The sequence below is a fragment of the Acidimicrobiia bacterium genome (assembly GCA_009694375.1).
Lineage (GTDB): Bacteria > Actinomycetota > Acidimicrobiia > Acidimicrobiales > VFJN01 > VFJN01.
In genome coordinates this window covers 1-11,030 of record SHVB01000033.1, presented here as the reverse complement: position 1 = coordinate 11,030, position 11,030 = coordinate 1, and the positions used below count along the sequence as shown (strand labels likewise).

At 68.1% G+C, this 11,030-nt stretch carries 10 protein-coding genes; 5 read left to right on the top strand and 5 right to left on the bottom strand.

The window, feature by feature from the left end:
- Positions 1 to 1,887: arylsulfatase (locus EXQ71_12610; GenBank protein ID MSO88335.1), on the top strand; the 1,887-nt coding region annotated here is incomplete at its 5' end.
- A 7-nt stretch (positions 1,888 to 1,894) separates the two neighbouring features.
- Here EXQ71_12610 and EXQ71_12605 read toward each other — a convergent pair.
- Positions 1,895 to 2,632: an SDR family oxidoreductase gene (locus tag EXQ71_12605; protein MSO88334.1), complete on the bottom strand. Its 738-nt coding sequence runs from the start codon at positions 2,630 to 2,632 to the stop codon at positions 1,895 to 1,897.
- A gap of 17 nt (positions 2,633 to 2,649) precedes the next feature.
- On the opposite strand from EXQ71_12605, the gene EXQ71_12600 reads away from it, so the two are divergent.
- Positions 2,650 to 3,426 (top strand): enoyl-CoA hydratase/isomerase family protein, encoded by a 777-nt coding sequence (locus EXQ71_12600; GenBank protein ID MSO88333.1) that lies wholly within the window; start codon positions 2,650 to 2,652, stop codon positions 3,424 to 3,426.
- On the opposite strand, the gene EXQ71_12595 is transcribed toward EXQ71_12600, so the two are convergent.
- Entirely contained in the window at positions 3,409 to 4,269 is an 861-nt protein-coding gene (locus EXQ71_12595) for a hypothetical protein (GenBank protein ID MSO88332.1), read from the bottom strand. The two genes, EXQ71_12600 and EXQ71_12595, sit on opposite strands and share 18 nt — an antisense overlap.
- 57 nt (positions 4,270 to 4,326) lie before the next feature.
- Here EXQ71_12595 and EXQ71_12590 point away from each other — a divergent pair, with 57 nt between their 5' ends.
- Entirely contained in the window at positions 4,327 to 5,535 is a 1,209-nt protein-coding gene (locus EXQ71_12590) for an amidohydrolase (protein ID MSO88331.1), read from the top strand.
- A gap of 6 nt (positions 5,536 to 5,541) precedes the next feature.
- Here EXQ71_12590 and EXQ71_12585 read toward each other — a convergent pair whose 3' ends face one another.
- The 3 genes from EXQ71_12585 to EXQ71_12575 form a co-directional block, all read right to left on the bottom strand.
- On the bottom strand, positions 5,542 to 6,324 hold the full coding sequence (locus tag EXQ71_12585; GenBank protein MSO88330.1) for an SDR family NAD(P)-dependent oxidoreductase: 783 nt from the start codon (positions 6,322 to 6,324) through the stop codon (positions 5,542 to 5,544).
- Positions 6,325 to 6,392: 68 nt separating this feature from the next.
- Positions 6,393 to 7,310 carry an SDR family NAD(P)-dependent oxidoreductase gene (locus EXQ71_12580; protein ID MSO88329.1) on the bottom strand — a complete coding sequence of 306 codons (918 nt, stop codon included), beginning with the start codon at positions 7,308 to 7,310 and terminating at the stop codon, positions 6,393 to 6,395.
- A 54-nt stretch (positions 7,311 to 7,364) separates the two neighbouring features.
- Entirely contained in the window at positions 7,365 to 8,174 is an 810-nt protein-coding gene (locus EXQ71_12575) for a carnitinyl-CoA dehydratase (GenBank protein MSO88328.1), read from the bottom strand.
- Between the two features lie 77 nt (positions 8,175 to 8,251).
- On the opposite strand from EXQ71_12575, the gene EXQ71_12570 reads away from it, so the two are divergent.
- Together EXQ71_12570 and EXQ71_12565 are read left to right on the top strand one after the other, a co-directional pair.
- Positions 8,252 to 10,459: an acyl-CoA dehydrogenase gene (locus tag EXQ71_12570; protein ID MSO88327.1), complete on the top strand. Its 2,208-nt coding sequence runs from the start codon at positions 8,252 to 8,254 to the stop codon at positions 10,457 to 10,459.
- 70 nt (positions 10,460 to 10,529) lie between these two features.
- A partial coding sequence (locus EXQ71_12565; GenBank protein ID MSO88326.1) for a long-chain fatty acid--CoA ligase occupies positions 10,530 to 11,030 on the top strand: 501 nt, incomplete at its 3' end.

Below are 11,030 nucleotides of genomic sequence, written 5' to 3'. Positions count from 1 at the left end.
TACGCGGCGTGGGCGGTGGGCAAGTGGCACCTCACGCCGGAAGACGAAGAGCACCTCGGGGCTCGCCGCGACCGCTGGCCGTTAGGCCGCGGCTTCGAACGCTTCTACGGGTTCTTCCCCGGTGAGACGCATCAGTTCGTGCCCGCCCTGGTGCACGACAGTCATTATGTGGAACCGCCTCGCTCCTACGACGACGGCTACCACCTCACCGAAGACCTCGTGGACCATGCCATTGAGTACCTCGAGGATCTCCGCAACGTGGATGTGGATAAGCCCTGGCTTCTCTACCTGGCCACCGGGGCCTGCCATTCGCCGCATCAAGCCCCCGCCGCCTGGCTGGATCGCTACCGCGGTCACTTCGAGCAGGGGTGGGACCATGCCCGCCAGGTGGCGCTGACCCGGCAGAAGGCCGAGGGCCTGCTGCCGGCTCACACCGAGTTGTCGCCCCGTCCCGACTGGGTGCCGGCCTGGGAGGATCTGTCGCCGGTGGAGCGGCGCGTCTACGCGCGTTACATGGAGGCCTTCGCGGCGTATCTGTCGCACACCGACCACGAACTCGGTCGGCTGGTCGACCGTCTCGACACCCTCGGCGAGTTGGACAACACCGTGATCGTGCTGCTGTCGGACAACGGTGCCTCCTCCGAGGGTGGCCCCACCGGCTCGCTCAACGACGCCCGGGTGTGGAACGCGCTGCCTTCCACGGTGGAGGAGGCCGACGAACGAATCGACGAGATCGGAGGGCCGCGGCTGCACAACAACTACCCGTGGGGGTGGACGGTGGCGGGCAACACACCCTTCCGGCGCTGGAAGCGCGAGACCCACGAGGGGGGAGTGGCCGATCCGCTCATTGTGCATTGGCCGGCCGGCCTCCCGGCGCGCGGTGAGGTGCGATCGCAGTATGTCCATGCCATCGATCTCGCCCCCACGTTGCTCGATCTCATCGGCATCGAGGCGCCCGCCGTGGTGGCCGGGGTAGCGCAACGACCGCTCGATGGCGTGAGTATTGCGTCCACCTTCGCCAGCGCCGATGCCCCCGAGTGCCACACGACGCAGTACTACGAGATGTTCGGCTGCCGGGCGTTGTACGACGCCGGCTGGAAGGCGGTGACCTACCAGGAGATCCAGGTAGAGGCACCGGGGCTCGAGGAGGTGGTGTGGGAGCTCTACGACCTGCGGGCCGATCCGTCGGAATGCCACGACCTCGCCGCCGCCCACCCCGAACGACTCGCTACCATGATCGACCGCTGGTGGGAGGAAGCGGAGCGCAATGGGGTGCTGCCGCTGGACAACCGTCCCTTCTCCGAACTGGTCTTCGGTCGCACGAGTTCGATCCCGCCGCGCTCGCAGTACACCTATTGGCCGGGGCGCTCCCCGGTACCGGAGAACGTGGCGGTCAACGTGCGGGCGCGGGCGCACACGATCAGCGCCTACCTCACGGTGGAACCGGAGACCGAGGTGCTCGAAGGCGTATTGGCGGTGCAGGGTTCGGTGCTGGGCGGCTGGTCGTTTCATCTGCTGGCCGATGGGCGGCTGTGCTACGTGCACAATCTGCTTGGCTGGCGGCTCTACCGCATCGAGGCCCCACTGGTGTCTCTGGCGCCGGGCGATCATGTGTTGACCTTCCGCTTCACCCCACCGCGGGCCGAACTGCTCGTGGACGGCGTGGTGGTGGCCAGCGGTGAGATTCGCCGCTCGGTGTGGAGCCGTTTTTCCCTCACCGGGGCGGGCCTTTCGGCGGGATGGTCCCCTGACTTCTCGCCGGCCGACGGCGATTACCGGGGCCGCTTCGAGTGCACCGCCACCCTGGATCGGGTGGTGATCGAGGTGGATGGTGTCCCCCTGGTGGACCCGGAGCAGGAGGCCCAGCATTTTTTGGCGACCCAGTGATGGGTGGTTAGTGGGGAATGTCGTGGCGGCCGAGCTTCCGGGCGGCGGTGGGGATGAACGGCTCGGGGGTAAAGGGGCCGGTGGCGACCGACGAGATCTCGATTTCGCGCAGCACCATGTTGCCCGGCAACGAATCGAGCCATTGCACGGTGCGGGCCACGTCGTCGGCGGCGAGGGCATGCATGGGGAAGTGCACGTCGTCGAGCATCGGGGTGGCCACCGGGCCGGTGGTGACCAGGTGCACGCTGATGCCGTCGCGTTCCACTTCTTGGGCCAGGGCACCGGCGAAGGCCCCGAGGCCCGCTTTGGAAGCCGAATAGGCCGACTTTCCCGGTTGGGGGGCGTGGGCAGACGACGACGACAAGAACACGATGCGGCCGCCGACCGGCATCACCGGCAACACTGCCTGGGTTACCACGAAGGCCGAGGTGAGGTTGGTGCGCAGCACCGCTTCGAAGGCGGCCAGCGATTCCTTGCGGACGAAGGTGCCATCGAGCACCCCGGCGGCGTGCACCAGCAGGTCTACCCGGCCGGCGGCTGTCACCACGGCGGCGAAGGCGACGGGGTCGGTGCTGTCGCCGGCCCGGTAGCGAGCCCCGAGGGTCTCGGCGGCGGCCTGTAAGCGGGCGGGGTGGCGGGCGGTGAGCACCACGTCGTAGCCCTGTTCCAGGAGCCGTCGCCCGCAGGCCAGGCCAATGCCGCCGCTACCCCCGGTAATGATCGCTACCCTCGGGCCGCCCTCCATAGACAAGGATCCTAACTATGTACGACCTCGACGGGATCGACGTGGCGCGGGACGGACCGGTGCGGCGGGTCACTCTCAACCGGCCGACCACGCTCAACGCCATCACCGAAGACCTCCACGCCCAGTTCGTGGCGTTGTGGGGGGAGGTGGAACGGGACGACGCGTGCCGTGCGGTGGTGCTCACCGGAGCCGGCAAGGCCTTCAGCGCCGGAGGGAGTTACGAGGATTTCGAGCGCCGCCGGGTGGACCTGGAGGTGCGGCGGGAAAGCCTGCACCTGGCCCGTCGGCTGGTGGAAGAGATGCTCAACGTGTCGGTTCCGGTGGTGGCGGCGGTGAACGGGGCGGCGGTGGGCCTGGGCTGCACGATCGTGACGCTGTGCGACATCGTGTTCATGGCGCAGGACGCGTTCTTGGCCGACACGCATGTGTCGGTGGCCCTCGTGGCTGGCGATGGTGGGGCGCTGACCTGGCCGGCCATGACGAGTCTGTTGCGGGCCAAGCAGTACCTCCTCACCGGTGACCGTCTCTCCGCCGACGACGCGGTGGAACTGGGTATGGCCAACTTCGCGGTGCCCGCCGAGGAACTTCTGGAGCAGGCCACCGCCTACGCCCACCGTCTGGCCGCTCAGCCCCCCCAGGCGGTTCAAGCCACCAAGGCGCTGCTGAATCAGCACCTCAAAGCCAACGCCGATCACATACTGCGCGAGGGGCTCGCCGCCGAGAGTGCGTCGCATGACACCCCTGAGTACCGGGCCATCGGGGAGCGGTTGAAGGGGTTAGACCGAGCGGAGTGAGTGGCGGCGCTCGGTGAGGATGCGATGGAGGGCATCGCCGAGGAAGAGGTCGCGACCTTCGTCGGACAACGGCAGTTGTCGGGCGGCGGTGAGGGCCTTGGCGGCGGGGATCACCGGATGGTCGGAGGCAAACAGCACCCGGCCCCGGCCCCGGGAGGAGTCCATGAACTTCACCAGCGCCGCGTCCATGTAGGTGGCGAGGTAGGCCGAGGTCATGAGGTACAGCGACGGCCACTTGAGCATGTACTGGATGAGCAGCGCCTCGTAGGGGTGGCCCATGTGAGCCCCGATCACGGTGAGGCCGGGGAAGTCGATCAGCACGTCTTCCAACAGCACCGGGTCCTGACAGCGCGAGCGCACCTGCGGGCCGGGGATGCCGATGTTGATCGACACCGGTAGGGCGAGTTCCTCGCAGGCGGCGTAGATGGGGTAGTAGAGGCGGTGGTTCAGTTCGTACTGCTCCACCAGTGGGGTGATCCGCACCATGACTACGTCGGGGTGTTGTGCCAGTTCCCGGATACGGGCCACGTTGCGACCGGGTTTTGCGGCCCGCTCCACGGTGGGGGACACGAGGAAGCGGCCGGGGTACTGCTCGGCGATGGCCAGGAAATCTTCGGCGGCGTACCCACCGATCCGGTGGGTACGCTCCGGGTCCGATAGGCCGCTGGTGAGCACCCCGATGTCGATGCCCGCTTCGTCCAACGCCGTCAGCAGGCCCTCGGCGGTGGGACTCTTGGCCAGGTCTGAGCCAAACAACTCGACCACGCCCTGTTGCGAATCCTTCGCCACCCAGCGGGCCGCAAAGGCTTCGGGGATCAAGTTCACCCAACCGTCCACGATCATGGGCGGAGCGTACCTGACGCCACTGTCAGAAGAGCCGCCAACGAGTACGATCTGGACATGCCTGATCTCGGGTTCCGGCCCTTCGACGCCGACAACCACTACTACGAAGCGGAAGATGCCTTCACCCGCTACATCGAACCGTCCATGGCCAAGCGGTGTATGCAGTGGGCCGTGATCAACGGCAAGCCCCGGCTCCTGGTGGGCGGGAAGGTCAACAAGTTCATCCCCAACCCCACCTTCGATCCGATTGCCGCACCGGGGAGCCTCGAGGACTACTTCCGGGGGCGCAATGAGGGGGGCATCGATCTCAAGACGATGTTTGGCGAACTTGCCCCCATCGCCGATCACCCCGGCTACCGGGAACGAGCGGCCCGCCTGGCCCTTCTCGACGAGCAGGGGATGGATGGTGCGCTGCTGTTTCCCACCCTCGGGGTGGGTATGCAGGAAGCCCTGCGCCATGACATCCCCGCCCTGCACGCCGCCTTCACCGCCTTCAACCGCTGGCTGGATGACGACTGGGGCTTCGACGGTGGCGACGGTCGCCTCTACGCTGCCCCCATGATCACCCTGGCCGACGCCAGTTTGGCGGCGGCCGAAGTGCAACGGGTGCTTGAGGGCGGGGCCCGCATCGTGGTGATGATTCCTGGTCCGGTGCCCGACGGCGATGGCTACGTGTCGCCCGGCCATGCCAAGTTCGATCCGGTGTGGGGTCTGCTCAATGAGGCGGGTATCCCGGTGGCTTTGCACGCCGGGCTGAGCGGGGTATCGCGCTACGGCAAGTTGTGGGGGGTGGGCGGCGACGCCGGGGCTGGTGGCTTCGAGGGCTTCAAGCACGCCGTGTTCCCGCTGGTGGCCTTCCAGGACCGCAGCATCTCCGACACCTTCGCGGCCCTGATCTGTCATGGGGTACTAGAGCGCTTTCCGAACCTGCGCCTGGCGTCGATCGAGAACGGTGCCATGTGGGTCCCGGATCTCCTGCGCAATCTGGCCGACGCCCGCGGCAAGATGCCGTTCTCGTTCCAGGAACACCCGGTGGAACAATTCACCCGCCAGGTGTGGGTGGCGCCGTACTACGAGGACGACATGGATCGTCTGAAAGATGCGCTGGGCATTCGCCGATTGCTGTTCGGCTCAGACTTCCCCCACACCGAGGGCCTGCCCGAACCCACCAGTTTCGTGCAGGACATCCCCACCTTTGACGCCGATGAAACCAAGATCATGATGCGAGACAACGTGCTGGAACTGCTCACCCCGCAGCCGGCATAGGTTGCCTCAGGGGCGGCGCTGCTCGTCGGCGAAGGCCACCGTGGCGGCGAAGAAGCCGTCGATGTCGCTCGTCTTCATCTCCACGATGGGCAACATGTCGGGCAGGTACGCCTCGAAGGCGTCGCCCTCGATGGCCGCCATGATGCCTAGGCCCACCGACTCGGCCGTTTCGAACGGGCCATCAAAGAGGGGGGCGTCGTTGCCCGGTTGCTCCCAGATCTCCGTGGCGATGGCGCCGGGGAGGATGAGGCGCACGTCGACACCGGTGTGGCACAGGTCGAGGGCCATGGATTCGCTCCAACCGGTGAGGGCGAACTTCGAGGCGCAGTAGGCCGCCTCGCCGGGAATGCCCACCCGGCCGCCGAAACTGCCCACGTTCACGATCATCCCGTGGTCGCGTTCAAGCATCCGGGGCAACACCGCCAGGGTCAGGCGCACCGGCGACTCGAAGTTCATCAGCATTGTCTGCTGCACTTCGGCCACGGTGATTTCCTGGGCGAGTCGTCGCTTGGGGATGGCGGCATTGTTCACCACGATGTCGAGGCCGTCCATGTCGTCCCACGCCTGCAGGACGGCCCTCTCAGCCTCCTCAGGATCGCTGAGGTCGGTGACGTACATACGCGAGGCGGGGGTGTGCTGCTGGCATTGTTCCAGCACCGCCACGAGGCGGTCGGCGCGGCGGGCCACGATGCCCACGGTGGCGCCGCGCTCGGCCAGTAGCGGGGCCAGGGCCGCCCCGATCCCCGAGGATGCTCCGGTGAGAAGAACCTTGCTACCCGCAAGTCGCATGGCTGCACGCTACCGGAGGGGAGGTTCTTGCACCGGGGTGGTGCGATCTCGACGGGCGGGGGGCAGGCCTAGAAGCGGTCGGGCGCGTCGCGGCCGTCGAGGTCGGCATTGGCGCGAGCGCGGCTGAGTAGGTCTTCGATCACCAAGCCCGCGCCAGCCGCATCGCCGGCGAGGTTGGTGCCCTCGGGACCGCGATGCCAGCCCTCGGCGATGGCGATGGTCTCACCGCGCACGTCGAAGACGCGCCCGGTGACCTCGCGGCTGAGCGGGCTGGCGAGCCAGGTGGCCACCGTGGCCACCCACCGAGGTGAGATGGCCTCGCGTACCTCCTCGGTGATGTTGTCGGCGCCGCCCATGAGTGGCTCGACCAGGCGGGTGAGGGCGGTGGGGGCGAGGCAGTTGGAGGTGACGCCGAGCCGGGCGAGTTCGAGGGCGGCGACGAGGGTGAAGCCCGCGATACCGGCTTTGGCGGCGGCGTAGTTGGTCTGCCCGGCGTTGCCGTAGAGGCCCGAGGGCGATGAGGTGTTGATGATGCGGGCGTCGACCGGCTCGCCGGCCTTGGACTGCTCGCGCCAGTAGGCGGCGGCGTGGCGGGTGGGGCAGAAGTGACCTTTCAGATGCACGCTGACGATGTCGTCCCACTCTGCTTCGGACATCGAGAAGATCATGCGGTCGCGCAAGATACCGGCGTTGTTGACCAGCACATCGAGGCGCCCGAAGGTGTCGATGGCTTGGCGCACCATGGCCCCGGCGTCCTCGAAGTTGGTGATGTCGGCCCCGTTCACCACCGCTTGGCCGCCCATCGCCACGATCTCGGCCACCACCTCATGGGCGGGGCCCGGGTCGGCCCCGGAGCCATCGGGCTGGGCACCGAGATCGTTCACTACCACCGCCGCGCCCTCGGTGGCGAGCATCAGAGCGTGTTCCCGTCCGATGCCTCGCCCCGCCCCGGTCACGATCGCTACCCGTCCGTCGCAGATTCCCATGTCATCCCCCATGCCGTGTCCAACCGTGGCGTCACCTTAGTGACGGACCGATCCTCAGCGGCCCTTCCACACTGGGTCGCGATGCTCGGCGAAGGCTTGTGGCCCCTCGATAGCGTCTTGCGACGAGAAGATCGTCCCCGCCAAGTCGCGTTCGATCTGGTACGCCTCGCGCTGGTCTACCGCCAGGCCCCGCAGCACGCTCTCTTTGGTGGCCTGGATAGCGAGGGGCGCGTTGACGGTGATGCGCGCCGCCCACTGCAGTGCCCGTTCGGCGAGTTGGTCGACGGGCACGATCTCGTTGAGCAGTCCGAGTTCGAGCGCCCGGGCGGCGGGGAAGGCTTCGGCGGTGAGGAGGAACTCCATGGCCGCCGGGTAGGCCAGTTGCCGGGGGAGTCGCACGGTGGTGCCACCCCCGGCGAACAGGCCGCGCTTGGGTTCCATCACCCCGAAGGTGGCCCGCTCGGTAGCGAGGCGGATGTCGATGCCGCCGAGCATCTCCATGCCTCCGGCCACACAGGGCCCGTCCACCGCCGCGATGATGGGTTTGTAGATCTTCAGGCTGCGCAGCACGGCGTCGGTGCCGTCGCGCAGTTTGCAGCCGTCGATCTCGTCGATTTCTCCGGCCAGGATCTGGGCCTGCAAGGCGGTGATCTGGGGAACGTAGGTTTTGAGGTCGGCACCGGTCATGAAGTTGCCGTCCACGCCGGTGATCACCGCTACCCAGTCGGCGGGGTCGTCACGGAAGCGCCGCCAGGCGTTGGCGAGGTCGCGGAAGTGATGGAGGTCGAGCGAGTTCCGGGCTTCGGGTCGGTCGATGGTGATGAGGGCGACGTGTCCGCCCACTTGCTCGTAATGGATGGTCATGCCCTCGGGAGGCTAGGCGGCGGGGAGGGCTAATGTGACGTGATCGTTAGACGGAACGGAAGGATCGGTCACCACCCATGAGCATCGCCATCGGTGACGACCATCTGGCGTTGCTCGCCACGGTGCGTCGGTTCATCGCTGATCGTTGCCCGCCGCTGGTGATGCGGGCGGCTCTCGAAGGACCCGACGATCAGCGGCCGCCGTTCTGGGACGATCTCGCCCACCTCGGTTGGCTGGGGCTCCACCTCCCCGAGGCCGACGGGGGTCAGGGCTACGGGTTCGCGGAAGTGGCCATCGTGGTGGAGGAGTTTGGGCGGGCGTTGGTCCCCGGTCCGTTCCTCTCCACCGTGCTGGCGAGCGCGCTGATTGACGCCGGTGGCGCCGGGCGAGCACGGCTGCGGGGTCTGGCCGATGGCACGACGGTCGGGTCGGTGGCCCTCGGCACTGCGTTGACGGGCGAGGTCGCCCCCGACGGGAGCCTGGTGGTGAGCGGCACCACTGGTCCGGTGCTCTGTGGAGCCCTGGCCGATGTGGTGGTGGTGCCGGTGCGGGTGGCCGGCATTGAGCGGTGGTGTGTGGTGGAGCGGTCTGCCTTCGTAAGCACCGCCGTGGTAGCACTCGATCTCACGCGCCCTCTCGCCACCCTGGCCCTGGCCTCGGTGGTGGTGCCCGCCGGTGACCAACTGCTCGGTTTGGATGGCACGACGGTGGCGTCGATGGTGGCCACGTTGGTGGCGGCGGAGTGCGCCGGTGGCGCCGCGTGGTGTGTGGAGACGGCGTCGGCCTACGCCGTGGCCAGGCGCCAGTTCGGACGTCCCATCGGGCAGTTCCAGGGAGTGAAACATCGTTGTGCCGACATGCTGGTGGCGGCGGAAGCGGCCGTCGGTGTTACCTGGGATGCGGCCCTGGCTCTCGACGGAGACGCTGACGTGGCCGAGGTTGAACTCGCCACCGCCGCCGCCGGGGCCATCGCCCCGGAGGCCTTCGCCGGGGTGGCCAAGGATTGCATCCAGGTGTTGGGCGGCGTGGGTTTCACCTGGGACCACGACGCCCATCTCTACCTCCGGCGGGCCATGGCGATGCGCCAACTCTTGGGGGGGTCGTTCCCGTGGCGTCGCCGGGTGGCCACCGCCGCGTTGTCGGGCACGCGTCGGCAGCTCACTTTGGCGTTGCCGGAGGAGGCCGAGACCTTCCGGGGGGAGGTGCGCGCTTTTGCGGATCGGGTGGCCGCGGGCCCCCCGGAGGAGCAGCGGGCCCAGGTGGTGGACGGCGGCTATTTCGTGCCGCACTGGGAGCCGCCGTGGGGACGCCGCGCCGGGGCGGTAGAGCAGTTGGTGATCGCGCAGGAACTACGCCGCGCCAAGATTCGGGTACCCCACCTGGCGGTGGGGGCCTGGGCGGCTCCCACCATCGCCACCCACGGCACCCCCGAGCAGCAGGAACGCTGGGTGCGCCCCACGCTGCTGGGCGACATCGCCTGGTGCCAACTCTTCAGCGAACCTGACGCCGGTTCGGATCTCGCCGCGCTCACCACCGCCGCCACCCGCACCGAGGGTGGGTGGCTCCTCAACGGCCAGAAGGTGTGGACCTCGATGGCGCTCGAAGCCGATTGGGGTATCTGTCTGGCCCGCACGAACACCGGCGTTGCCAAACACTTGGGCATCACCTATCTGATCGTGGACATGCACAGCCCCGGGCTCGACATCCGGCCCTTGCGAGAGATGACCGGCCTGGCCATGTTCAACGAGGTGTTTTTCACCGACGTCTTCGTGCCCGACGACTGCATCATCGGGGCGGTGGACGGCGGCTGGCCGTTGGCCCGCACCACGCTGGCCAACGAGCGGGTGTCGATGGGACGCGGTTCGTCTTTCGGCGGCGGGATCGAAGCGTTGTTGGCGCTCGTGGTCGAGCGCGTGAACGACGGCCAGCTCGACGGCACCGACTCGCGGCTGCTCGATCAGGTGGGCGCTCTCGTGGCGGAGGCCCACGCCGTGGCGGTGCTGGGCCTGCGGGCCACGCAGCGCTCGGTGGCCGGGGCCAGCCCGGGGCCGGAGGCCAGCGTGGGAAAACTGCTGGGCGTGGAGCACGATCAGCGCACGCAGGAACTGGGCCTCACGCTGCTCGGCCCGGAGGGGGCCACCGCGGCGGGGACGGCGGCCCAGTGGACGTTCGGGTTTCTGGCCAACCGCTGCCTCACCATTGCCGGTGGCACCAGCGAGATCCAGCGCAATGTCATCGCCGAACGTCTCCTCGGTCTGCCTCGCGATCCGGAGCCAACCCCCTGAGCGGCGTCGACGGATGCTCGTATCGCTCGCCGCTGGGTGAACGGCTACCACCGGGCCGGAGTGGACTCTGATGGCCAACCTCTTGCCGGATCAGCTCCGGATGATGGCGGAGGCATTCCCCACCGAGGTGGGATTCAGCGATGTGGCCGCCGGAGTTGATCTCACCTTCGGCGCGTGGGATCGGCGCTCGAACCGCGTGGCTCGATGGCTGATTGCCCAGGGAGTGGTGCCGGGGGACCGGGTGGCGATCCATGTGCCACCGGCGGAGGCGGCCGTGTTCTTGGTGAGCTACTCGGCGATCCACAAAGCCGGCGCCGTGGCGGTTCCCACCAGCACCCGGCTGGTGGCGCGAGAGCTGGGCTACGTGCTCCGCCACGCCGGGGCGGTGGTGGCCATCAGCGGTGCCTCCACCACCGAGACCTTGGTGGCGGCGCGCCCGGACCTGCCCGAACTGCGAGTGATCGTGACCACCGGTACCCCCGAGGCCGGTTTGGTTTCCTGGGACGACGTCGGGGTGGGCGGCGACGAACCCATCCAGGTGCCCATCACCGGCGATGCCATGGCCGATCTC

Bases quoted from the DNA above. Each gene is read 5' to 3' on its own strand.
- EXQ71_12605 (MSO88334.1), bottom strand. From the start codon at position 2,632: ATGGAGGGCGGCCCGAGGGTAGCGATCATTACCGGGGGTAGCGGCGGC.
- EXQ71_12600 (MSO88333.1), top strand. From the start codon at position 2,650: ATGTACGACCTCGACGGGATCGACGTGGCGCGGGACGGACCGGTGCGG.
- EXQ71_12595 (MSO88332.1), bottom strand. From the start codon at position 4,269: ATGATCGTGGACGGTTGGGTGAACTTGATCCCCGAAGCCTTTGCGGCC.
- EXQ71_12590 (MSO88331.1), top strand. From the start codon at position 4,327: ATGCCTGATCTCGGGTTCCGGCCCTTCGACGCCGACAACCACTACTAC.
- EXQ71_12585 (MSO88330.1), bottom strand. From the start codon at position 6,324: ATGCGACTTGCGGGTAGCAAGGTTCTTCTCACCGGAGCATCCTCGGGG.
- EXQ71_12580 (MSO88329.1), bottom strand. From the start codon at position 7,310: ATGGGAATCTGCGACGGACGGGTAGCGATCGTGACCGGGGCGGGGCGA.
- EXQ71_12575 (MSO88328.1), bottom strand. From the start codon at position 8,174: ATGACCATCCATTACGAGCAAGTGGGCGGACACGTCGCCCTCATCACC.
- EXQ71_12570 (MSO88327.1), top strand. From the start codon at position 8,252: ATGAGCATCGCCATCGGTGACGACCATCTGGCGTTGCTCGCCACGGTG.